The organism is Streptomyces glaucus, assembly GCF_039533365.1.
GTDB classification, from domain to species: Bacteria; Actinomycetota; Actinomycetes; order Streptomycetales; family Streptomycetaceae; genus Streptomyces; species Streptomyces glaucus.
The window spans coordinates 1-21,931 of the sequence record NZ_BAAATK010000043.1 but is presented as its reverse complement, the minus strand read 5'-3'; the positions used below and the strand labels follow the sequence as shown (position 1 = coordinate 21,931).

Annotated in this window: 20 protein-coding genes; 13 read left to right on the top strand and 7 right to left on the bottom strand. The window is 74.2% G+C overall.

The genetic code is table 11. From position 1 onward, the window contains the following. Positions 1 to 67: 67 nt before the first annotated feature. Entirely contained in the window at positions 68 to 844 is a 777-nt protein-coding gene (locus ABD363_RS25475) for an amino acid ABC transporter ATP-binding protein (protein WP_344607545.1), read from the bottom strand. Positions 845 to 1,133: 289 nt separating this feature from the next. Between ABD363_RS25475 and ABD363_RS25470 the strand changes: the two genes are divergently transcribed. Beyond that, positions 1,134 to 1,820, top strand: a complete 687-nt coding sequence (locus tag ABD363_RS25470) for a response regulator transcription factor (RefSeq protein WP_344607543.1) — start codon at positions 1,134 to 1,136, stop codon at positions 1,818 to 1,820. A gap of 10 nt (positions 1,821 to 1,830) precedes the next feature. Next, positions 1,831 to 3,237 (top strand): sensor histidine kinase, encoded by a 1,407-nt coding sequence (locus tag ABD363_RS25465; protein WP_344607541.1) that lies wholly within the window; start codon positions 1,831 to 1,833, stop codon positions 3,235 to 3,237. On the opposite strand, the gene ABD363_RS25460 is transcribed toward ABD363_RS25465, so the two are convergent. Next, positions 3,227 to 4,222 (bottom strand): TAXI family TRAP transporter solute-binding subunit, encoded by a 996-nt coding sequence (locus ABD363_RS25460; protein WP_344607539.1) that lies wholly within the window; start codon positions 4,220 to 4,222, stop codon positions 3,227 to 3,229. The two genes, ABD363_RS25465 and ABD363_RS25460, sit on opposite strands and share 11 nt — an antisense overlap. Positions 4,223 to 4,345: 123 nt before the next feature. Between ABD363_RS25460 and ABD363_RS25455 the strand changes: the two genes are divergently transcribed. After that, positions 4,346 to 4,753, top strand: coding sequence for a pyrophosphohydrolase domain-containing protein (locus ABD363_RS25455; RefSeq protein WP_344607537.1), 408 nt, complete (start codon positions 4,346 to 4,348; stop codon positions 4,751 to 4,753). Positions 4,754 to 4,873: 120 nt separating this feature from the next. On the opposite strand, the gene ABD363_RS25450 is transcribed toward ABD363_RS25455, so the two are convergent. After that, a complete protein-coding gene (locus ABD363_RS25450; RefSeq protein ID WP_344607535.1) occupies positions 4,874 to 6,103 on the bottom strand; it encodes a cation:proton antiporter in 1,230 nt (409 codons plus the stop codon). A 5-nt stretch (positions 6,104 to 6,108) separates the two neighbouring features. Continuing rightward, complete coding sequence (locus tag ABD363_RS25445) at positions 6,109 to 6,594, bottom strand: cation:proton antiporter regulatory subunit (RefSeq protein WP_344607533.1); 486 nt, start codon at positions 6,592 to 6,594, stop codon at positions 6,109 to 6,111. A gap of 229 nt (positions 6,595 to 6,823) precedes the next feature. Here ABD363_RS25445 and ABD363_RS25440 point away from each other — a divergent pair, with 229 nt between their 5' ends. Both ABD363_RS25440 and ABD363_RS25435 read left to right on the top strand, forming a co-directional pair. After that, positions 6,824 to 7,813: a sensor histidine kinase gene (locus ABD363_RS25440; RefSeq protein ID WP_344607531.1), complete on the top strand. Its 990-nt coding sequence runs from the start codon at positions 6,824 to 6,826 to the stop codon at positions 7,811 to 7,813. Further along, positions 7,810 to 8,463, top strand: coding sequence for a response regulator (locus tag ABD363_RS25435; RefSeq protein WP_344607529.1), 654 nt, complete (start codon positions 7,810 to 7,812; stop codon positions 8,461 to 8,463). The genes ABD363_RS25440 and ABD363_RS25435 overlap by 4 nt, the downstream gene beginning before the upstream one ends. Positions 8,464 to 8,966: 503 nt before the next feature. Here ABD363_RS25435 and ABD363_RS25430 read toward each other — a convergent pair. Together ABD363_RS25430 and ABD363_RS25425 are read right to left on the bottom strand one after the other, a co-directional pair. Next, positions 8,967 to 10,115 (bottom strand): baeRF2 domain-containing protein, encoded by a 1,149-nt coding sequence (locus ABD363_RS25430; protein WP_344607527.1) that lies wholly within the window; start codon positions 10,113 to 10,115, stop codon positions 8,967 to 8,969. 247 nt (positions 10,116 to 10,362) lie between these two features. After that, complete coding sequence (locus ABD363_RS25425; protein ID WP_344607525.1) at positions 10,363 to 10,734, bottom strand: DUF8129 domain-containing protein; 372 nt, start codon at positions 10,732 to 10,734, stop codon at positions 10,363 to 10,365. 471 nt (positions 10,735 to 11,205) lie between these two features. Between ABD363_RS25425 and miaB the strand changes: the two genes are divergently transcribed. From miaB to ABD363_RS25410, 3 genes are all read left to right on the top strand, one after another. Next, a complete protein-coding gene (gene miaB / locus ABD363_RS25420; RefSeq protein ID WP_344607523.1) occupies positions 11,206 to 12,732 on the top strand; it encodes a tRNA (N6-isopentenyl adenosine(37)-C2)-methylthiotransferase MiaB in 1,527 nt (508 codons plus the stop codon). A gap of 29 nt (positions 12,733 to 12,761) precedes the next feature. Then, positions 12,762 to 13,028, top strand: a complete 267-nt coding sequence (locus ABD363_RS25415; protein WP_344607521.1) for a hypothetical protein — start codon at positions 12,762 to 12,764, stop codon at positions 13,026 to 13,028. A gap of 175 nt (positions 13,029 to 13,203) precedes the next feature. Then, positions 13,204 to 13,965, top strand: a complete 762-nt coding sequence (locus tag ABD363_RS25410; protein WP_344607519.1) for a class III extradiol dioxygenase subunit B-like domain-containing protein — start codon at positions 13,204 to 13,206, stop codon at positions 13,963 to 13,965. A 102-nt stretch (positions 13,966 to 14,067) separates the two neighbouring features. Here the strand turns inward: ABD363_RS25410 and ABD363_RS25405 are convergent, their stop codons facing one another. Beyond that, a complete protein-coding gene (locus ABD363_RS25405; protein WP_344607517.1) occupies positions 14,068 to 14,367 on the bottom strand; it encodes an antitoxin in 300 nt (99 codons plus the stop codon). A gap of 461 nt (positions 14,368 to 14,828) precedes the next feature. Here ABD363_RS25405 and miaA point away from each other — a divergent pair, with 461 nt between their 5' ends. From miaA to hflX, 5 genes are all read left to right on the top strand, one after another. After that, positions 14,829 to 15,767, top strand: coding sequence for a tRNA (adenosine(37)-N6)-dimethylallyltransferase MiaA (gene miaA, locus ABD363_RS25400; RefSeq protein ID WP_344607515.1), 939 nt, complete (start codon positions 14,829 to 14,831; stop codon positions 15,765 to 15,767). 109 nt (positions 15,768 to 15,876) lie between these two features. After that, complete coding sequence (locus ABD363_RS25395) at positions 15,877 to 16,383, top strand: hypothetical protein (protein WP_344607513.1); 507 nt, start codon at positions 15,877 to 15,879, stop codon at positions 16,381 to 16,383. A 51-nt stretch (positions 16,384 to 16,434) separates the two neighbouring features. Continuing rightward, positions 16,435 to 17,313, top strand: coding sequence for a diaminopimelate epimerase (dapF, locus tag ABD363_RS25390; protein WP_344607511.1), 879 nt, complete (start codon positions 16,435 to 16,437; stop codon positions 17,311 to 17,313). 303 nt (positions 17,314 to 17,616) lie between these two features. After that, positions 17,617 to 19,851: a RelA/SpoT family protein gene (locus ABD363_RS25385; protein ID WP_344607509.1), complete on the top strand. Its 2,235-nt coding sequence runs from the start codon at positions 17,617 to 17,619 to the stop codon at positions 19,849 to 19,851. Between the two features lie 438 nt (positions 19,852 to 20,289). Next, entirely contained in the window at positions 20,290 to 21,780 is a 1,491-nt protein-coding gene (gene hflX / locus ABD363_RS25380; RefSeq protein ID WP_344607507.1) for a GTPase HflX, read from the top strand. The last annotated feature ends 151 nt before the right edge of the window (positions 21,781 to 21,931 follow it).

Below are 21,931 nucleotides of genomic sequence, written 5' to 3'. Positions count from 1 at the left end.
AGGAAGAGACGAGGGCCGTCGGTGACGGATCCGTGCGGGCGGTCGGACGACGGATCGGGGCGGACGGTCAGTGGTGCAGGATCTTCGACAGGAAGTCCTTGGCGCGGTCACTGCGCGGATTGCTGAAGAACTGGTCCGGCGTGGCCTGTTCGACGATGCGGCCGTCCGCCATGAAGACCACGCGGTTGGCGGCCGAGCGGGCGAACCCCATCTCGTGGGTGACGACGATCATGGTCATGCCGTCGCGGGCGAGCTGCTGCATGACCTCCAGGACCTCGTTGATCATCTCCGGGTCGAGAGCCGACGTCGGCTCGTCGAAGAGCATCACCTTCGGGTCCATGGCCAGCGCCCGGGCGATGGCGACGCGCTGCTGCTGGCCGCCCGAGAGCTGTGCGGGGTACTTGTCCGCCTGCGTGGCGACGCCGACCCGGTCGAGCAGGGCGCGGGCCTTCTCCTCGGCCTTCCGCTTGTCGGCCTTGCGGACCTTGATCTGGCCCAGGGTCACGTTCTCCAGCACGGTCTTGTGCGCGAAGAGGTTGAAGGACTGGAAGACCATGCCGACGTCGGCGCGCAGCCGGGCCAGCTCCTTGCCCTCGTGGGGCAGCGGCTTGCCGTCGATCGTGATCGAGCCCGAGTCGATCGTCTCCAGACGGTTGATGGTGCGGCACAGGGTGGACTTCCCGGACCCGGAGGGTCCGATGACCACGACGACCTCGCCGCGGGCGATCGTCAGATCGATGTCCTGGAGTACGTGCAACGCGCCGAAGTGCTTGTTGACGCTCTTCAGGACGACCAGTTCGTCGGTCGCGGCCACATCCTTCTCGGCCACCGATACTTCGGTCATCGCTCTCAGGCTCCGTCCTCCTCGGTTTCCGGAGGACAGTAGTAACGCGGTGCGACCTGCGTCATTACATCTGAGGGGAATCTGAGGATCACGATCCGATAGCAATCGGACACATGTCGTAGCACTTGTGAGCAGGGTGCATATCGGCCAGATAACGGAACCGGCGAGCAACCGGAACCCTCTTGACGCCGTCCTGTCCTATCAGCGTGACTGCACGAGGAACACGCGCGCGTGCACACCGATGTGTACACGCTCCGATCGTACGACCGATGAACCGAAGGGGGCCGGGATGAGACTGCTGCTCGTCGAGGACGACAACCACGTCGCCGCCGCCCTGTCGGCGGTCCTGGCGCGGCACGGGTTCGACGTCACGCACGCGCGCAGCGGTGAGGAGGCCCTCCAGGCACTCGTCCCCGAGGGCAACGGCTTCGGTGTCGTCCTCCTCGACCTGGGCCTGCCCGACCAGGACGGCTACGAGGTCTGCAGCAAGATCCGCAAGCGGACCAGCACCCCGGTGATCATGGTCACCGCCCGCTCCGACGTCCGCTCCCGCATCCACGGCCTCAACCTCGGCGCCGACGACTACGTGGTCAAGCCGTACGACACCGGAGAGCTGCTCGCCCGGATCCACGCCGTCAGCCGGCGCACCGTCCACGAGGACGCCCCGGGGGCCGACGGGACCGTGGTGCGCCTCGGCCCCGTCCGCATCGAACTGCCGACGCGCCAGGTCAGCGTGGACGGTTCGGTCGTCCAGCTCACCCGCAAGGAGTTCGACCTGCTGGCCCTGCTCGCCCAGCGGCCCGGGGTGGTCTTCCGGCGGGAGCAGATCATCAGCGAGGTCTGGCGCACCAGCTGGGAGGGGACCGGGCGCACCCTGGAGGTGCACGTGGCGTCCCTGCGCGCCAAGCTGCGCATGCCGGCGCTCATCGAGACCGTACGCGGCGTCGGTTACCGCCTCGTCGCCCCGGGCTCGTAGCGGGTCCGGGGTGCGCACGCGTCTCCTGCCGCTGCTCATCGTCCTGATGGCGGCCGTGCTGCTCGCGCTCGGCGTCCCGCTCGCCGCCAGCGTCGCGGCGGCCCAGCAGCAGAAGGTCGTCGTCGACCGGATCGACGACACCGCGCGCTTCGCCGCGCTCGCCCAGTACGTCACCGACTCCCCCTACGGCTCCCGGCCCACCAGCCCCGACGAGCGCCTGGAGACCCTGCGCAGCGAACTGGCCAGCTACTACGACGTCTACGGCATACGGGCGGGCGTCTTCTACCGCAACGACGTGCGCATGGCCAACGCGCCGGAGGACTGGTTCCTGCCCGAGCACGGCGAGGTGCGCGCGGCCTTCGACGAGGCGCTGCTCAGCCGCCGCAGCCACGACCCGGAACAGGTGTGGCCCTGGCAGCGCAGCCGCCTCGTCGTCGCCTCGCCGGTCATCCGGGACGGGGACGTCGTCGCGGTCGTCGTGACGGACTCGCCCACCGGGCCGATGCGGTCGCGGATCCTGCACGGCTGGCTGGTCATCGGCGCGGGCGAGGCCGGCGCGATGCTGCTGGCCGTCGGCGCCGCGCTGCGGCTGACCGGCTGGGTGCTCAAACCGGTACGGGTGCTGGACGCCACCACCCACGACATCGCCACCGGGCGGCTGAAGTCCCGGGTCGCGGCCACCGGGGGCCCGCCGGAACTCAGGCGCCTGGCCCGGTCGTTCAACGAGATGGCGGACCACGTGGAGAACGTCCTGGAGCAGCAGCGCGCCTTCGTCGCCGACGCCTCGCACCAGTTGCGCAACCCGCTGGCGGCGCTGCTGCTGCGCATCGAGCTGCTCGCCCTCGAACTGCCCGAGGGCAACGAGGAGATCGCCTCGGTCCGGGCCGAGGGCAAGCGCCTGGCGCGGGTCCTGGACGACCTGCTCGACCTGGCCCTGGCCGAGCACACCGAGGCCGACCTGGGACTCATCGACATCGGCGCCCTCGCCGCCGAACGGGTGGCGGCCTGGGCGCCCACCGCCGCGGCCAAGGGCGTCCGGCTGGTGGGGAGCTGCCCGGCGACCACGGCGTGGGCCGACCCGGTGGCGCTGTCCAGCGCCCTGGACGCGGTCATCGACAACGCGGTCAAGTTCACGCCCGAGGACGGGACCGTCACGGTGGCCGTCGCCTCCAACGGCGCCACCTCGACCGTCGTCGTCACCGACGACGGCCCCGGCCTGACCGACGAGGAACTCGCCCGCGTCGGCGACCGCTTCTGGCGCAGCGGCCGCCACCAGAACGTCAAGGGCTCCGGCCTCGGCCTGTCCATCTGCCGGGCACTGCTCGCCGCCGGCGGCGGCTCGATCGCCTACGACCACCACGAGCCGCACGGGCTGAAGGTGACCGTGGCCGTGCCCCGCAACCGCCCTACGGCTTGACCGAGCGGTAGTAGCGCCGGGCGCCGTCGTGCAGGACGAGCGGCTGGGTGTAGATCGCGGTGCGCACGTCCACCAGCTGCGCCGAGTGCACGTGGGCGCCGATGCCGTCCCGGCTCCTGATCACGGTCCGGGTCAGCCACTCGGTGAGCCGGGGATCGGTGTCCTCGCGGGTCATCAGCAGGTTGGACACCGCGAGTGTCGGCACGGCGGAACCGTTCTGCGCGGCGGGGTAGGCCGACTCCGGCATCTGCGTGGCGCGGTAGTGGCGGGTGGCGCCGCCCTGCTCGTGCAGTTCGGCGACGAGGTCGGCGCCGATCGGCACGAACCGCAGACCGGAGGTCTCGACGACGCGCTTGAGCCCGTCCGTCGGCAGCCCGCCCGACCAGAAGAACGCGTCCAGCCCGTGCCCGAGCCGCTCGGGCCCGGTGTCGATGCCGTCGGACCGGGGCGTGATGTCCTTCTCCGGGTCGATGCCCGCCGCCCTGAGCACCCGGTCGGCGATCAGCCGGACCCCCGAGTCCGGCAGCCCGACCGCCACCCGCTTGCCGCGCAGGTCCGCCACGGACCGGATGTCCGAGTCCGCCGGGACGGCGAGCTGCACGTAGTCGTCGTACAGACGGGCGACACCGCGCAGCCGGCCGGCGCCGGGCCGGCCGGCGAGCGCGTACGTCTGCACCGCGTCGGCCGCGGCGATCGTGAAGTCGGCCTTCCCGGTCGCCACGCGCTCGACGTTCTCCTGCGATCCCGCGCTGGTCAGCAGCCGCACCCTCAGGTCGGGCATGTCCTCGGCGAGAGCGGTGCGCAGCCGCTCGCCGTACTCCTGGTAGACGCCGGCGCGCGTTCCCGTGCTGAACGTGATCGTCCCGCTCGGCGGCTTCTCGCCCAGCGGCAGCAGCCACCACAGCAGCAGCCCGAGCGCGACGGCGCCGGCGGCCGCGCCCTGCAGGGCCCGGCGCCCGCCGATCCGGGGGAACACCTTGGACATGCGCGCGATCCTGCCAGGTGGGGCGGGGAACTGACCAGGGCGGGACCGGACGCGGGCCGTGGGCGGGGCAGGGTGCCGCGGCCGGGGGCGGAGGCTGCCGGCGGCGGTCGTTACAGTCGGCGCATGAGTTCCTCACCCGCCGAACTGGTCCGCGCCTTCCACCTCGCCTTCGGGCTGGACGTCCGCAGCACGCCCACGCAGGTCCCGCCGGAGATGGCGGCCCACCGCGCGGAGCTGCTCGCCGAGGAGGCCGCCGAGGTCGCCGAGGTCGCCGTCACCGGCCCGCTGGACCGGCTGGCGCACGAACTCGCCGACGTCGTCTACGTCGCGTACGGCACCGCTCTCGTCCACGGCATCGACCTCGACGCGGTGATCGCCGAGATCCACCGCTCCAACATGACCAAGCGGGGTCCCGACGGCCGGATCGCCCGCCGCTCCGACGGCAAGGTCCTCAAGGGCGAGCACTACGAGGCGCCGGACGTGGCGGGGGTGCTGCGCCGGCAGGGGTGGACGCCGGGTGGGGGCGCCTGACGCCGGGGCGCCGGGACGCGGCGGAGCCGCCGACGGCAGCCGCGTACGCCGGGCGGTGACCGGCCGGCGGCCGCGGGCCGTGCGGCCGCCGCCCGGACGGGGCCGTACGCGGTGCCGCCGTCAGTCCCCCACGGACGCCTCCGCCTCCGCCGGCCGCGGTGAGCTCTCGCTCGTCCGCCCGCTCCCGGCGGCGCGGCGGCGGGTCCAGCGGGTCGCCAGGGGCTCGGTGAAGCGGGCGGTGAGGGGCCCGAGGATCACCAGGATGAGCACGTACGCCGTGGCCAGGGGACCCAGGGACGACTCGACGCCGGCCGTCACCGCCAGTCCGGCGATGACGATCGAGAACTCGCCGCGCGCCACCAGGGAGCCGCCCGTCCGCCAGCGTCCCCTGACGGATATCCCGGCCCGCCGTGCCGCCCAGTACCCGGTGGCGATCTTCGTCGCGGCCGTGACGACGGCCAGCGCCAGGGCGGGCAGCAGGACCGGCGGGATGCTGGCCGGATCCGTGTGCAGCCCGAAGAAGACGAAGAAGACGGCGGCGAACAGGTCGCGCAACGGGCTCAGCAGTGTGTGCGCGCCCTCGGCGACCTCCCCGGACAGCGCGATGCCCACCAGGAACGCGCCGACCGCCGCCGACACCTGCACCTGCTGCGCCACGCCCGCGACCAGGATCGTCAGGCCCAGCACCACCAGCAGCAGCTTCTCCGGGTCGTCGCTGGAGACGAACCGGGAGAGCACCCGCCCGTAGCGCACCGCCACGAACAGCACCAGCCCCGCCGCGCCCAGCGCGATCGCCAGCGTCAGGCTCCCGGCCAGCAGCCCGGCCCCGGCCACCAGCGCCGTGACGATGGGCAGGTACACCGCCATCGCCAGGTCCTCCAAAACCAGCACGCTGAGGATCACCGGTGTCTCCCGGTTGCCGACCCGGCCGAGATCGCCGAGCACCTTCGCGATCACGCCGGACGACGAGATCCAGGTGACACCGGCCAGGACGACCGCGGCCACCGGTCCCCAGCCGAGCAGCAGCGCCGCCGCCGCGCCCGGCAGGGCGTTGAGCGCGCAGTCGACCAGACCCGCCGGATAGTGCGCCTTGAGGTTGGTCACCAGGTCACCGGCCGTGTACTCCAGCCCCAGCATCAGCAGCAGCAGGATCACGCCGATCTCGGCGCCGATGGCGACGAACTCCTCGCTCGCGCCGAGCGGCAGCAGCCCGCCCTCGCCGAAGGCCAGACCGGCGAGCAGATACAGCGGGATGGGCGAGAGACGGAAGCGGGCGGCGAACCGGCCGAGCAGGCCGAGGCCGAGGATGATGGAACCGAACTCGATCAGCAGGAGAGCGGACGAGTGCATCCGGATCACCCCCGTCCGAGGATCGCCGCGGCCGCGTCCACGCCCTCGCGGGTGCCGATGACGATGAGCGTGTCACCGCCCGCCAGCCGGAAGTCCGGCGCCGGCGACGGGATCGCCTCCGCGCGCCGCAGCACCGCCACCACCGACGCGCCCGTCTCGGTCCGCATCCGGGTGTCGCCCAGCACCCGCCCGTTCCAGCGGGAGGCGGCGCCCACCTCGATCCGCTCGGCGACGAGCCCCAGGTCCGAGGTGTACAGCAGGCTCGCGCTGTGGTGGGACGGCTTCAGCGCGTCGATCAGGGCGCTCGCCTCCGAACCGGTCAGCCGCAGGGACTGGGCGCAGGAATCGGGGTCGTCGGCCCGGTACACGCTCACCGTGCGGGCGCCGTCCCGGTGCGCCACGACCGACAGGTGGCGGTGTTCCCGGGTGACCAGGTCGTACTGGACACCGATTCCCGGCAGCGGCGTCGCCTTCAGGCGTGGAGCGGACACGTTTCTTCCCCTTGTTCCTCGCGTGCGGCGCGCTCGGCGCACCTCTGGTTCGTCGCCGAGGTGGACGAGGCGGGTGACGCCGGTGATCACCTCGGCGTCCTCGCATGGTGTCATCCGCCCGTACGGTGGCGACATGGGTGTCATCACGGATATACGCGACCGGCGGGCGGCGGCGAGACTGGGCCCGGCGGTGTCGTGCGCGCCGGCCGGAGGGAGCGGGAGCGGGACCGTGTCGTTGTTCTGGCGGATCTTCTCGCTCAACGCCGCGGGCCTGGTCGCCGCCACCGCGCTGCTGCTCGGCCCGGTCACCGTGTCCACCCCCGTCCTGCCCGGGGAGGCCCTGCTGCTCCTGGCGGGCCTCGCGCTGCTGCTGGCCGGCAACGCGGTCGTCCTGCGGCTCGGCCTCGCCCCGCTGAGGAGGCTGGGCCGGGCCATGGCCACCGCGGACCTGCTGCGCCTCGGGGTCCGCGCGGCGGTCGCCGGTCCGGCGGAGGCGGCCGAACTGATCACGACGTACAACACCATGCTCGACCGGCTCGAAGCCGAACGCGCCGCGGGGGCCGCCCGCGCCCTCGGCGCCCAGGAACGCGAACGCCACCGCGTCGCACGCGAGCTCCACGACGAGGTCGGTCAGACCCTCACCGCCGTCCTCCTCCAGCTCAAGCGTGTCGCCGACCGCGTCCCCGCGGACCTGCGCGAGGAGGTCGGCCAGGCGCAGGAGGCGACCCGGGCCGGCCTGGAGGAGATCCGCCGCATCGCGCGCCGGCTGCGCCCCGGCGTCCTGGAGGAGCTGGGCCTGGCCAGCGCGCTGCGCTCGCTCGCGGCCGAGTTCACCACCCACGGGCTCACCGTGCGCCACCACCTCTCCGGCGACCTGCCCCCGCTCGAAGCGGAATCGGAACTCGTCCTGTACCGGGTGGCGCAGGAGAGCCTGACCAACACGGCCCGGCACGCCGCCGCCGACCGCGCCGACCTGTACCTCCGGCCGCTTCCCGGCGGCGTCGAACTCCTCGTGCGCGACAACGGCACCGGTCCGGGCGCGGCCCCGGAGGGCGCCGGGATACGCGGTATGCGCGAGCGGGCCCTGCTGACCGGGGCGGCCCTCCGGCTCGGACCGGCCCCCGGGCGCGGCACCGACGTGCGGCTGTGCGTGCCGGCCGGTCCCGCGCCCGCCCGCCCGCGCCCGCGAATACCGGCGGGCGCGGAGGCCGGCCGGTGACCGCGCCGGTCCGCGTCCTGCTCGCCGACGACCACACGCTCGTCCGCCGCGGGGTGCGGCTCATCCTGGACGGCGAACCGGACCTGGAGGTCGTCGCCGAGGCCGGGGACGGGGCCGAGGCGGTGACCCGCGCGCGGGAGACCGCCGTGGACCTGGCCGTCCTGGACGTCGCCATGCCCCGCATGACCGGCCTGCAGGCGGCCCGGGAACTCTCCCGCCGCCTGCCCGCCCTGCGCATCCTGATCCTGACCATGTACGACAACGAGGAGTACTTCTTCGAGGCGCTGCGCGCCGGCGCCTGCGGATACGTCCTCAAGTCCGTCGCCGACCGCGACCTGGTCGAGGCGTGCCGGGCGGCGGTACGCGACGAACCGTTCATCTACCCGGGCGCCGAACGCGCCCTCGTCCGCTCCTACCTGGACCGCCTCCACCGCGGCGACGGCCTGCCGGCCCGGGCCGTCACCGAGCGCGAGGAGGAGATCCTCAAGCTGGTCGCGGAGGGGCACACCTCCAGGGAGATCGGCGAACTCCTGTTCATCAGCGCCAGGACCGTCGAACGCCACCGTGCGAACCTGCTCCGCAAACTCGGCGTGCGCGACCGCCTGGAACTCACCCGCTACGCGATCCGCGCCGGGCTCATCGAGCCGTGAGGACGCCGAGCCGTGAGGACGCGCCGGCCGGAACCGGCCGGCGGGTGGCGCGCGGCGCGCGAGGGGCGCGCCGTACGCGGGCGGGGCGGCGGCGGACCCATCCCGGGCGGCACGCGCGTACGAGGGGCGCGCCCGCGGGTGGCGAGCCGCCGGCGCCGCGGGCGCAGCGGGCCGTGACCGGCCGCGGCGGGCGGGGCAGGGGTGGCGCGGCTCACATCCCCCGGGGAAAGAAACAGCTTTGGTTCATGGTTCAACTGTGTGCGGGTGCGGAGGGGACAGTGTCCCCGGGCCTCACTTATCGCCCGTGGGGACGATCGTTCGGCTGAAGCCCCACGGAGCCACTCGCCGCGAGGCGACCGCCCTCCGCCCCGTCCCCGACCGCCCCGGCCGGCCCTCCCCCGAGCCGGCCGGGGCTTCCCGTCCGCCGTGCCCCGGCGCGGCGCGCCGCCCGCCGGCACCGCGTCTCCCGGCTCGTCGGCCGATGCCGGCGGGACCGCCCTCCGTCACGCGCCGGACGGCTCGTAGGTCCAGCGCAGCAGTGCGCCGAGGCCCCCCGTGGGAAGGTCCGAGTCGTCCTCCCGCTCCTCCGCCGGAGGGACGACCAGGACGTCGGCGGCCGTGACGGCGGCCACCCTCAGCAGCGCGTCGTCGGCGCGTACCAGGATGGGTTCGCTCTCGCCCAGGGTCTGCGCGTCGGTGCGGCGGACCGCGACCTGGTCGGGCTCGGCCCCCACCCACGTCTCACGGGCCAGTTCCGCCCCGTCGGGCCGGATCAGCAGCGTGTCGATGCGGTGTTCCTGCGCGGCCTCCACCAGGGCCGGAACCCCTTCCACCGCGTCCGTCGGCCGGTCGGTGCCCACCCGCCCGGCGCGGAAGCGTTCCAGTACCTCCTCCACCCGACGGCGCATGTACTGCCGACGGGCCTGTTCGATGACCTCCTCCAGGGGGACGGAGTCGGAGCCGGCGGCCCGGCCCCCGTGCTCGGTCCCGATCGTCACCTTGCGGATCGTCTCCGGGAGCCTGTCGTACACGGAGGACCGCTCGCGCGGATCCCCCGCGAGGACGACCAGGTCGGCGCCGCACTCCTCGAACGCGGCGGCCAGCGCTTCGGCGATCTCGCCCGCGTTGTGCTCCCAGGTGTTCTCGACCTTGAGCTGGAAGTGCCGCTCGTTCCACTGGGCCGAGCCCGTGCGGTGCACGGGGTGCTGCCGCCCCTCGACCTGCCCGGCCTCCTGCGGGCCGGCCGCCGCGCGCAGTTCGAAGTCGGCGCCGGTGCGGTCGATGTACGCCACCAGGCAGGCCGGGTCCTGGCCGGACAGCTCCAGCAGCGGCGTCAGGCGCGGCAGCGGGGCCCAGCAGGCGAGCGGGCGCTGCGGCGGCCGGGAGAGACGGTGGCTGAGCACCACCTCCCCGCCGGTGGCGAAGAAGACCCGCCCCGCGGGGTCCTCCTCGGGGGAGGCGCTCATCAGGGCGTCGCTCACGGCCTCGACGGTCGCCGTGTCGGCGCCCTCCTCCTCCAGCGTCCGGCAGACCTGCCGGACCAGCAGCTCGCGCTGCTTGGCCCCCGTCTCGTCGTTCTGGGCGGGATCGAAGTACACCGTGGCCCACGGGCCGCGACGCTCGAAGAGCGGTTGCAGGAATGACAGGTGCACGATTCCTCCTTGTGCATACCGGATCTGGGGAGCCGTTCCGGCCGATGAGCCGAGTGCCCGATGGGCGGCGCGGGACACGCGGTGCGGTCCGCCGGCCGTGGCCGTGCCGCCCGGCCCGCTGGCCGGGCCGGGGCACGCCCGCGACGCGTTTGCTTCGGCTCGGCGCCCGCCGCCGGCCCGGCCCCGGACGTCACCGCGGACCGGGCCCGGGACGCTCTCGGCACCGCGAGCCGGCGGTCCGCGCACGTCAGCCCGTGGAGCGGGGCTGTGTCGGGTTCTCCGGGGCGCCCTGGGACGGCGGGTTCATCTTCGGCCCCGAGGTGACGGGCGACACCGAGGACCCGGTGTCGGCGGCAGGCGCGTGCTCGGGAGCGGGCGCCAGCGGCGAGCCCTCCGACGGCTGCGCGCCCCCCTCCAGTTCCTGGAGCCGGGTCCGGAGAGCCTGCACCACGGGGAGCCGGTTGCCGTGCGCCTCCTCGTAGGCGAGCACCTCGCGCAGACCCGGCTCGTCGAGGGTGCGGATGCGGTGCTGGAGACTGCCCAGCGGAAGGTGGTCGTAGTCCGGCAGCGGCAGCGTCTCGTGCTGCGGCACCTGTGTCCTGGTCTTTTCCTCGGACATGAGCACGTCCTTTCTGCGCCGGCGGGCCTGCGGATCTCGGGCGGTGCTCCCTCCGGCTGACCGGCGGACTTTCCGGAAGCCGCCCTTCCTGGTAAGGGGCAAGTCCCTCGTCCGGGACCGCCCAAACTGCCCGCCACGGTCCGGGACCGGCGAGCGCGCCGCACCGACGGCGACCGGGCCGACGGCCGCCCGCGGCGGGGTGGCGCGTTCGCCGGCCCGCCCCGGTGCCGCAGCCCGCCGGCGGCCCGGCCCCCGCGTCCGCACGGACCGGAGGCGCCCGGCCCCGCCCCGCGCTTCCGCCCTGCCCGCCCGGCGGCCCCGAGGGGCGCCCCTTGCCCGGACGCGGCCGTAGGGTACGTCCGGCGCCGGGCGCACCCTACGGCCCCGGTGCCCCGACGCGGACCACCGGGAGAGGCCCCGTACCGGCCACGGCCGGGACGGGGCCCTTCGGCCACCGCCTACTCTTGAGCCATGACCAGCAGCAGCGACCGGAGCCCGGCAGTGGACGTTCGAAACACCATGACGTACGAGATCCGCACCTACGGGTGCCAGATGAACGTCCACGACTCCGAGCGATTGGCCGGGCTGCTGGAGGACGCGGGCTACGTCCGCGCCCCCGAGGGCTCCGACGGCGACGCGGACGTCGTCGTCTTCAACACCTGCGCCGTCCGCGAGAACGCCGACAACAAGCTGTACGGCAACCTCGGCCACCTCGCGCCCAAGAAGGCCAGGCGCCCCGGCATGCAGATCGCGGTCGGCGGCTGCCTCGCGCAGAAGGACCGCGACACCATCGTCGAGCGGGCGCCCTGGGTGGACGTCGTCTTCGGCACGCACAACATCGGCAAGCTGCCCGTCCTGCTGGAACGCGCGCGCGTGCAGCAGGAGGCGCAGGTCGAGATCGCCGAGTCGCTGGAGGCGTTCCCCTCGACGCTGCCGACCCGGCGCGAGAGCGCCTACGCGGCCTGGGTCTCCATCTCCGTCGGCTGCAACAACACCTGCACCTTCTGCATCGTCCCGGCGCTGCGCGGCAAGGAGAAGGACCGCCGCCCCGGCGACATCCTCGCCGAGATCGAGGCCCTGGTCGCCGAGGGCGTCTCGGAGATCACCCTGCTCGGCCAGAACGTCAACGCGTACGGCTCCGACATCGGCGACCGGGAGGCGTTCAGCAAGCTGCTGCGGGCCTGCGGGACGATCGACGGCCTGGAGCGCGTGCGCTTCACCTCCCCGCACCCGCGCGACTTCACCGACGACGTCATCGCCGCCATGGCCGAGACGCCGAACGTGATGCCGCAGCTGCACATGCCGCTGCAGTCCGGCTCGGACGCGGTCCTGCGGGCGATGCGCCGCTCCTACCGCCAGGAGCGCTACCTGGGGATCATCGAGAAGGTCCGGGCCGCCATCCCGGACGCGGCGATCACCACCGACATCATCGTGGGCTTCCCCGGCGAGACCGAGGCGGACTTCGAGCAGACGCTGCACGTGGTGCGCGAGGCGCGGTTCGCCCAGGCGTTCACCTTCCAGTACTCCAAGCGGCCCGGCACCCCGGCCGCCGAGATGGACGGCCAGATCCCCAAGGAGGTCGTCCAGGCGCGCTACGAGCGGCTCGTCGCCCTCCAGGAGGAGATCTCCTGGGAGGAGAACAAGAAGCAGGTCGGCCGCACCCTGGAGCTGATGGTCGCCGAGGGCGAGGGCCGCAAGGACGGCACCACCCACCGCCTCTCCGGCCGCGCCCCCGACAACCGCCTGGTGCACTTCGCCAAGCCGGAGCAGCAGGTGCGCCCCGGCGACGTGGTGACGGTCGAGGTCACCTACGCGGCCCCGCACCACCTCCTCGCCGAGGGCCCGGTGCGCAGCGTCCGCCGCACGCGCGCGGGCGACGCCTGGGAGAAGCGCAACGCCGCGCAGAAGGCCGGGCCGACGGGCGTGATGCTGGGCCTGCCGAAGATCGGCGCGCCCGAGCCGCTGCCGGTCGCGGCGAGCGGCTGCGGCTGCGACTGATCCCGGAGCACGGCGGGAAGGAGAGCCCCATGCCGTACAGCGTGGAGTACACGGAGCGCGCGGCACGCGTGCGGGACAGCCTCCCCGCCGACCGGCGCGAGGTGCTGGAGCGGGGACTCGCCATCCTGGTCGCCGACCCGCGCCACAAGTTCTCGCACCCGGTGGGCGACGACGAGTCGACCCGCGAGATCGCCCTGTCCCGGAACCTGTTCGTGGAGTACGTGATCAGTGACGGCAAGCTCGTGGTGCTCGTCCTGACTCTGATCGACCTGACGGACGTGCTGATCGAGGACTGACGGAGCAGCGGCGGCACCCGGGCCGCGGCCGGGGCGGCCCGCCCGTTCCGGCGCGCGGTGCGCCGTCCGCTCCCGCGGGCACGGCGGCGTGCGGGGGGCGGCGGGCGTGCGGCGGCCCCGGACGCGGCGGGTGCCGGATGCGTGGGGGCGGCCGTACGGGGTTACGCTGCCGATCATGCTTGTCGCCGCAGCAGTCTGCCCCTGTCCGCCGCTTCTGGTGCCCGAGGTCGCCGCGGGCGCCGCGCCCGAGCTGGACACCGCGCGTGCCGCGTGCGCGGACGCGCTGGACGTGCTCGCCGCCGCCCGGCCCGACCGGCTCGTGGTCGTCGGGCCGGACGACGGCGCCGGGCCCGGGGACGCCGGACCGCGGACGTACCCGGAGGGCGCCCGGGGGTCGTTCCGCGGCTTCGGCGTGGATCTCGGCGTGCGGCTGGGACGGCCGGGCCGGGACGCGGGAGCCGGGCGGGAACTGCCGTACGCGCTCGCCGTGGCCGCCTGGCTGCTGGAGCGGGCCGGGTGGGCCGCTGCCCCGGTCGAGGGACTGGCGGTGGGGGAGGCCCTCGCGGCCGAGCGGTGCCTCGACGCCGGCCGGGAGATCGCCGCGCGGGCCGGGCGGGTGGCGCTGCTGGTGATGGGCGACGCCAGCGCGTGCCGCACGCTCAAGGCCCCCGGTTATCTCGACGAGCGGGCGGCGCCCTTCGACGCGGCGGTCGCGCGTGCGCTGGGCGCGGCGGACGCGCCCGCCCTCGCGGCGCTGGACGCCGGGCTCGCCCGCGCCCTGCGGGTGTCCGGCCGGGCACCCTGGCAGGTCCTCGCCGGCGCGGCGCAGGGCACGGCCCTCGACGGCGCGCTGCTGTACGAGGACGCCCCGTACGGGGTGGGGTACCTCGTGGCCACCTGGTCCCGGAGCGGAATCCCGGCGGGGCACCGGCCGTAGCCCGGCCGGGCCGTGCCGTCCGCCGCGGGGAACGGCGGACGGCCGGGGACGTCCTGCCCCGCGGCCGCCCGCCGCTGCGCCGGCCGGGAAACCCGATGCCGGTCAGGAGACCGGCGGCGGTGCGGACGGGGGCGGCGCGCTGCCGTCCGTGTCCGCTTCCGGGACCGGCCCGTGCGCCCCGGCCCCGGGGCCGCCCTTGTGCGCGAGCCGGTCCACGGCTTCCTTGGCCCTGCCCGTGCCCCGCCGGATCCTGTCGCTGTACCTGCCCCCGGTCCTCTCGTCGACGACCCGCGCGGCCCTGTCGAGGCCGTGCAGGATCCTGCCCTCGTGCCGTTGCGCGAGGTCCGAGACCCTGCCCTTCGCCGGGCCCAGCCTGTCCTTCATGCTGTCCAGCAGACCCATGGCCCACCTTCCCCGTGGTTCGCCTTCCCCGGCGGGGCGGTCAGGTGCGGGCGCTCCTGCCCGCCCCGCGGTCGGCCGCCGTGCCGGCGGACCGCTGCCTGGGGATCCCGGGGCTCCCCGCGGCGGCGGCACCGGCGGTCCCCGTCGCCGCCGGCCCCCCGGTCGCGGACTCGGCCGGCCCTCCGTCCCGCGCCGCGGTCCCGGCGGCCGGCGCCTCCTCCGTGCTCCTCGACATCCGGAAAAAACGTGCAAAAACACCCATGCCAACTCCCTACGTTACTCGTGCGGATGACATCCCGCGCAGCTCGGGGCGTCCCCCGCCCGACCGGACCCGGTGGGGTGTCCGGCGCGCCGCCGCAGGCGGCGGCCGGGCGGAGACCCCGCAACGGGCAACGACCCCGCGGTCGCACCGTCACATAACTCGTTCGAGGGCACGGCGGGAGGTTTGCGAAACTGGGGCGGTGAGCAGCGCACCCCCCGCCCCCCGCGTCATCGCCGTCGTCGGGCCGACCGCGGCCGGAAAGTCCGATCTGGGCGTCTTCCTGGCCCAACGGCTCGGCGGCGAGGTCGTCAACGCCGACTCCATGCAGCTCTACCGCGGAATGGACATCGGCACCGCCAAGCTGACGCCCGAGGAACGCGGCGGCGTCCCGCACCACCTCCTGGACGTCTGGGACGTGACCGCCACCGCCTCCGTCGCCGAGTACCAGCGGCTGGCCCGGGAGCGGATCGACGCGCTGCTCGCCGCCGGACGCTGGCCCATCCTCGTCGGCGGCTCCGGTCTCTACGTCCGGGGCGCCGTCGACAACCTGGAGTTCCCCGGCACCGACCCGGAGGTGAGGGCCCGGCTGGAGGAGGAGCTCACGCTGCGCGGCTCCGGAGCGCTGCACGCCCGGCTCGCCGCCGCCGACCCCGAGGCGGCGCGGGCCATCCTGCCCAGCAACGGCCGCCGGATCGTCCGGGCCCTGGAGGTCATCGAGATCACCGGCAAGCCCTTCACCGCCAACCTCCCCGGCCACGACTCCGTCTACGACACCCTCCAGATCGGCGTCGACGTCTCCCGCCCCGAGCTGGACGAGCGCATCGCGCGCCGGGTCGACCGGATGTGGGAGGCGGGTCTCGTCGACGAGGTGCGCGCTCTGGAGGCGCAGGGGTTGCGCGAAGGGCGTACGGCCTCGCGCGCACTCGGCTACCAGCAGGTTCTCGCGGCGCTCGCCGGGGAGTGCACGCTGGAGGAGGCCCGCGCCGAGACCGTGCGTGCCACCAAACGCTTCGCGCGCCGCCAGGACTCGTGGTTCAGGCGCGATCCCCGGGTGCACTGGTTGAGCGGGGCCGCGGCCGACCGCACGGATCTCCCGCGCCTCGCCCTGTCGTTGGTCGAACGACCGGTTACAGCCTGATCACGTGATGGCATCGGGACGCCCAGGCCGTCATCCCGGCCTCCGCCGCCGTGCCATCATCGAGCTTCGATCGACCAAGTGGAGTCCTGAGTTGGGAGGGCGCGTGGCGATGGAGGCCGGCCCTCGCGACACCGCACAAGACACCGAGCACCTCACCGCCGGCCCCGGCGAACCGGAGCCGGACGGCGGCCGTCTCAGTCCGGACGGGCCCGACGAGACGCCGGACGGCGTGACCGCCGACGGCCCGGAGCCCGAGGAGATGTACGCGGGCGGCGACGAGGTCGAGGTCGAGCTGCGGCCACAGCGCCGGCTGCGCATCTGGCAGCTCGCGCCCATCGTCGGCCTGGCCGCGGTCGGTTCCCTGATGTTCGCCTTCCCGCTGGCGTTCGACTTCGGCGACAGCGGAGCCGTGATCGCGATGCTGGGGCTGCTGATCTGCTCGTGCGCGGCCGGCTGGGGCATGATGGCCGCCCGCCGGGTGGGCTACACCTGGCCGGGCCTGCCGCAGCGCGGCTCCGGACGCCGCCCGGACTGGCGGGTGGTCCTCGCGTACGTCGTGGTGGTCGCCGCGGTGGTCGTCCTGGCCGTGTGGCGGGTGGCCCGGCTGCGGGGCTGAGGCCGCCGACGGGCCCGACGCGCCGTCGCACCCACCCCGTACGATCGGGGCATGAGCACGCGGATCGCCTTCCTCAAGGGGCACGGCACCGAGAACGACTTCGTGATCGTCCCGGACCCCGAGAACGTCATCGACCTCTCCCCGGCCGCCGTCGCCGCCCTGTGCGACCGCCGCGCGGGCATCGGCGGTGACGGGGTGCTGCACGTGGTGCGGTCCGCCGCCCATCCCGAGGCCGAGGACATGGCGGCCGAGGCGGAGTGGTTCATGGACTACCGCAACGGCGACGGCTCGGTCGCCGAGATGTGCGGCAACGGCGTGCGGGTGTTCGCGCGCTACCTCCAGCGCGCCGGGCACGTGGCGGAGGGGGACGTCGCGGTGGCCACGCGCGGGGGCGTGAAGACCGTGCACATCGCCAAGGACGGCGACATCACCGTCGGCATGGGCAAGGCCCTGCTCCCCGAGGGGGAGGTCACGGTCCGCGTCGGCGAGCACAGCTGGCCCGCGCGGAACGTGAACATGGGCAACCCGCACGCGGTCGCCTTCGTGGCCGACCTCGCCCACGCCGGCGACCTGCTGTCGCCGCCGTCGTACAGCCCGGCCTCCGCCTACCCGGACGGCGTGAACGTCGAATTCGTGGTGGACCGCGGCCCCGGACACGTCGCGATGCGCGTGCACGAGCGCGGCTCCGGGGAGACCCGCTCCTGCGGCACGGGCGCGTGCGCGGTCGCCGTCGCCACCGCCCGCCGGGACGGCGCCGACCCGGCGGTCACCGGCACCCCGGTCACCTGCACCGTCGACCTCCCCGGCGGCACCCTCGTGATCACCGAGCGGCCCGACGGCGAGATCGAGATGACGGGCCCCGCCGTGATCGTCGCCGAGGGTGAGATCGACGCGGAGTGGCTGGCGGACGCCGCCCGACGCAGGGCCTGACGGCCCCCCTCCCCGGGCCCGGAACTGTGATCTCCGACGCAGGGCGGAGCGCCTCGCGGGAGCGGCCGCCGTCCGGCCGCCCGGCCGGGAACCGCGCCTCGCCGCAGGTCAGACGGGGCGAAAACGTGAACCCGCCCGCCTTCGCTCGAATGGGTGATCCGTTTCGGGCTCGGCGAGAGCCGGTCAGCGGGACGTGATGGGCTCGGTAGCATCAAGCACCGGCCCGGACGGGGGACCGACACCATCCCCTGGACCCGTGCGCCAGGGGTACCCGTCCGCCGGTCCACGCAGCCGGAGGTGCCCATGAGCGCGGAGGTCACGAACCCTGCGAGCCCAGGCCCGGTGACATCGGGCCCGGTCACGCCGAGCCCGGTCGCACCGGGCGCGACGACGCCGACAGCGCCCCGCAGAAAGGCCCGCGCCCGGATCGACCTGCGCCGCCTGGGCCGCGCCGCACTGCTCGGCCCCACCGCCCGCGACCGGCTGCCCGACGCCATCGGCCACGTCGTCGAGGCCCACCGCGCCCACCACCCCGACGCCGACCTCGAACCCCTGCGCCGCGCCTACCTGCTGGCCGAGTCCTCGCACCGCGGCCAGATGCGCAAGAGCGGCGAGCCGTACATCACCCATCCGCTCGCCGTGACCCTCATCCTCGCCGAACTCGGCGCCGAGACCACGACGTTGACGGCCTCCCTGCTCCACGACACCGTCGAGGACACGGACGTGACCCTGGACCAGGTCGGCGAGCAGTTCGGCGAGGAGGTCCGCTATCTCGTCGACGGCGTCACCAAACTGGAGAAGGTCGACTACGGCGCCGCCGCCGAGCCCGAGACCTTCCGCAAGATGCTCGTCGCCACCGGCAACGACGTCCGCGTGATGTCGATCAAACTCGCCGACCGGCTGCACAACATGCGCACCCTCGGCGTGATGCGCCCCGAGAAACAGGCGCGCATCGCCAAGGTCACCCGCGACGTCCTCATCCCGCTCGCCGAACGGCTCGGCGTCCAGGCGCTCAAGACCGAACTGGAAGACCTCGTCTTCGCGATCCTGCACCCCGAGGAGTACCAGCGCACACGGGAGCTGCTCGCCGAGAACGCGGCCCGCGCGGACGACCCGCTCGCCGAGGTCGCCGACGAGGTGCGCTCGGTCCTCCGGGAGGCCGACATCCCCGCCGACGTCCTCATCCGGCCGCGCCACTTCGTCTCCGTGCACCGCGTCTCCCGCAAACGCGGCCGGCTGCGCGGCGCCGACTTCGGGCGGCTGCTGGTGCTCGTCAACGAGGACGCCGACTGTTACGCGGTGCTCGGCGAGCTGCACACCTGCATGACGCCCGTCGTCTCGGAGTTCAAGGACTTCATCGCCGTCCCCAAGTTCAACCTGTACCAGTCGCTGCACACCGCGGTGGCGCGCCCGGACGGCCAGGTCGTCGAAGTCCTGATCCGCACCCACCAGATGCACAAGGTCGCCGAGGCCGGTGTCGTCGCCCTCGGCAACCCCTACGCGCCGGCCTCCGACGACCCCGCCGACGGCGAACGCGTCGACCCCACCCGTCCCGGCTGGCTCTCCCGCCTCCTGGAGTGGCAGCGGGCCGCGCCCGACCCCGACACCTTCTGGTCCACCCTCCGCGAGGACCTCGCCCAGGACCGCGAGATCACCGTCTTCCGGCCCGACGGCGGCACGCTGGCCCTGCCCGAGGGCGCGACCTGCGTGGACGCCGCGTACGCCCAGTACGGCGAGGACGCGCACGCATGCATCGGCGCCCGCGTCAACGGCCGCCTGGCGACGCTGAGCACCGTCCTGCGGGACGGCGACACGGTCCAGCTCCTCATGGGGCAGGACCCGGCCTCCGAGCCCTCCCGGGAATGGCTGGAGCACGCGCACACACCCGCCGCCCGCATCGCCATCCAGCGGTGGCTGGCGGCCCATCCGTCGCACGGCGACGCCCCGCAGGACGAGGTGCGGGAGGAGGGAACGGTCCCCCCGGCGGCCCTCCGCCCGGCCGGCGAAGGGGCCGCCCCCCGTTCCGCCGACCGGGCACGGGCGGCCGCGCGGCCCGCCCCGGAGGGCCCGGCCGCCCGCCCCGCCACCGACAACGTCCTCGTGGACCTGCCCGACGCGACCGTACGACTGGCCGGCTGCTGCACCCCCGTACCGCCCGACCGGGTGGCCGGCTTCGCCGTCCGCGGGGGAGCGGTGACCGTGCACCGTGCCGAGTGCGCCGCGGTGGCGCGGATGAAGAGCGCGGGACGCGCGGAGGTCGGCGTGCGCTGGGGAGACACCGCCGAATGCCGGGTCACCCTGCTCGCCGAATCGTTCGTCCGCCCCCATCTCCTCGCGGACCTCACCGAAGCCATGGCCCTCGAGGGCGCCGAGATCGTCTCCGCGACGGTCGAACCCCCGGCCCAGCAGCGGGTGCGCCACACGTACACCGTCCAGCTCCCGGACGCCGCCCACCTGCCCGCCCTGATGCGCGCCATGCGCAACGTGGCCGGCGTGTACGACGTGTGCCGGGCACAGCCGCAGACGACGAGGGCGTGAGCGTGCCGACCGGGACGTGAGCCCGCACCGGGGGCGCCGAGTCCGTGCCCGGCGGGCGCCCCGGTCCCCGTTCGGGTGCGCCGGGCGCGCGTCGTCTCCCGCTGCCGTACGCGTGCGCCGGCAGCGGCGGACCCCGCTGCCCGCCCCCACGCGCGCACTCGGGTCCCCGCGACGCCCGGCGGGCCGGAGGGACCGGCAGGACGCGGCCGGCGGCCGGCAAAAGGCGGTGACGAGACGGCTCGTGCCGTGCGACCATCTTCGGACCGGCGCGGCACGGGTCACGGGAATCCTTCGGGGTACTCGTGCGTTGTGAACAGCGACGGGCCGGCTCCGAAGGGCGGATGTCCCCCGGACCATCCCCCGGGACGGGCCGGAAACCGGTTCCGCTCCGTCGACGCAAACGGATCCTCATCCCTTTCCCAGCTACGTAAGGACCCAATGACCTCCTCTTCTTCCCCTTCCCAGGACACCAAGCGCCTCGCGCACGCCTACCCCGAGGGTCTTCGGGCCGATGCCCTGATGGAAGAGGACGTCGCCTGGAGCCACGAGATCGACGGAGAGTGGGACGGCGACCAGTTCGACCGCTCCGAGCGCGCGGCGCTGCGTCGCGTCGCCGGCCTCTCCACCGAGCTGGAGGACGTCACCGAGGTCGAGTACCGCCAGCTCCGTCTGGAGCGGGTCGTCCTCGTCGGCGTCTGGACCTCGGGCACCGTGCGGGACGCGGAGAACTCCCTCGCCGAGCTCGCCGCCCTCGCGGAGACCGCGGGCGCGCTCGTGCTCGACGGCGTCATCCAGCGTCGCGACAAGCCCGACGCGGCGACCTACATCGGCTCCGGCAAGGCCGAGGAGCTGCGGGACATCGTCCTCGAGACGGGCGCGGACACCGTCGTCTGCGACGGTGAGCTCAGCCCGGGCCAGCTGATCCACCTCGAAGACGTCGTCAAGGTCAAGGTCATCGACCGTACGGCCCTGATCCTGGACATCTTCGCCCAGCACGCCAAGTCCCGGGAGGGCAAGGCGCAGGTCGCGCTCGCGCAGATGCAGTACATGCTGCCGAGGCTGCGCGGCTGGGGCCAGTCGCTGTCCCGGCAGATGGGCGGTGGCCGCGGCGGTCTCGCGACCCGCGGCCCCGGTGAGACCAAGATCGAGACGGACCGGCGCCGGATCCGCGAGAAGATGGCGAAGATGCGCCGGGAGATCGCGGAGATGAAGACCGGCCGCGACATCAAGCGCCGGGAGCGCCGCCGCAACAAGGTGCCGTCCGTCGCCATCGCGGGCTACACCAACGCCGGCAAGTCCTCCCTGCTCAACCGCCTCACCGGCGCGGGCGTGCTGGTCGAGAACGCGCTGTTCGCGACCCTCGACCCGACCGTGCGCCGGGCGGAGACCCCGAGCGGGCGGCTGTACACGCTGGCCGACACCGTCGGCTTCGTGCGACACCTGCCGCACCACCTGGTCGAGGCGTTCCGCTCCACCATGGAGGAGGTCGGCGACTCCGACCTGATCCTGCACGTGGTCGACGGTTCGCACCCGGCTCCGGAGGAGCAGCTCGCCGCGGTGCGCGAGGTGATCAGGGACGTCGGCGCCACCGGCGTGCCCGAGATCGTCGTGATCAACAAGGCCGACCTGGCCGACCCGCTGGTGCTGCAGCGGCTGCTGCGCGTGGAGAAGCGGTCCATCGCCGTCTCGGCCCGCACCGGCCAGGGCATCGACGAGCTGCTCGCGCTGATCGACAGCGAGCTGCCGCGCCCCTCGGTCGAGATCGAGGTGCTCGTGCCGTACACCCACGGCAAGCTCGTCGCCCGCGCCCACACCGAGGGCGAGGTGATCTCCGAGGAGCACACCGCGGAGGGCACCCTGCTCAAGCTGCGGGTGCACGAGGAACTGGCGGCGGACCTCGCCCCCTACGTGCCGGCGACGGCCGTCTGAGGCCCGTGAACGACCGAAGGCCCGCCCCCTGACAGCAGCTCTCCAGGGGGCGGGCCTTCCGCATGGGCGCGTCACCGGCCGCCGCACGCCCCGCTCACCTTCCGGCGCGGCGCCCCGGCCGCCCGCCCGGGCCGCGGGCCGGGCACCGCCG

Coding starts and splice junctions, on each gene's coding strand:
- dapF (WP_344607511.1), top strand. CDS start 16,435: ATGAGCACGCGGATCGCCTTCCTCAAGGGGCACGGCACCGAGAACGAC.
- ABD363_RS25460 (WP_344607539.1), bottom strand. CDS start 4,222: ATGTCCAAGGTGTTCCCCCGGATCGGCGGGCGCCGGGCCCTGCAGGGC.
- hflX (WP_344607507.1), top strand. CDS start 20,290: ATGACCTCCTCTTCTTCCCCTTCCCAGGACACCAAGCGCCTCGCGCAC.
- ABD363_RS25450 (WP_344607535.1), bottom strand. CDS start 6,103: ATGCACTCGTCCGCTCTCCTGCTGATCGAGTTCGGTTCCATCATCCTC.
- ABD363_RS25415 (WP_344607521.1), top strand. CDS start 12,762: ATGCCGTACAGCGTGGAGTACACGGAGCGCGCGGCACGCGTGCGGGAC.
- ABD363_RS25405 (WP_344607517.1), bottom strand. CDS start 14,367: ATGGGTCTGCTGGACAGCATGAAGGACAGGCTGGGCCCGGCGAAGGGC.
- ABD363_RS25385 (WP_344607509.1), top strand. CDS start 17,617: ATGAGCGCGGAGGTCACGAACCCTGCGAGCCCAGGCCCGGTGACATCG.
- ABD363_RS25425 (WP_344607525.1), bottom strand. CDS start 10,734: ATGTCCGAGGAAAAGACCAGGACACAGGTGCCGCAGCACGAGACGCTG.
- ABD363_RS25475 (WP_344607545.1), bottom strand. CDS start 844: ATGACCGAAGTATCGGTGGCCGAGAAGGATGTGGCCGCGACCGACGAA.
- ABD363_RS25470 (WP_344607543.1), top strand. CDS start 1,134: ATGAGACTGCTGCTCGTCGAGGACGACAACCACGTCGCCGCCGCCCTG.
- ABD363_RS25395 (WP_344607513.1), top strand. CDS start 15,877: ATGGAGGCCGGCCCTCGCGACACCGCACAAGACACCGAGCACCTCACC.
- ABD363_RS25455 (WP_344607537.1), top strand. CDS start 4,346: ATGAGTTCCTCACCCGCCGAACTGGTCCGCGCCTTCCACCTCGCCTTC.
- ABD363_RS25410 (WP_344607519.1), top strand. CDS start 13,204: ATGCTTGTCGCCGCAGCAGTCTGCCCCTGTCCGCCGCTTCTGGTGCCC.
- miaB (WP_344607523.1), top strand. CDS start 11,206: ATGACCAGCAGCAGCGACCGGAGCCCGGCAGTGGACGTTCGAAACACC.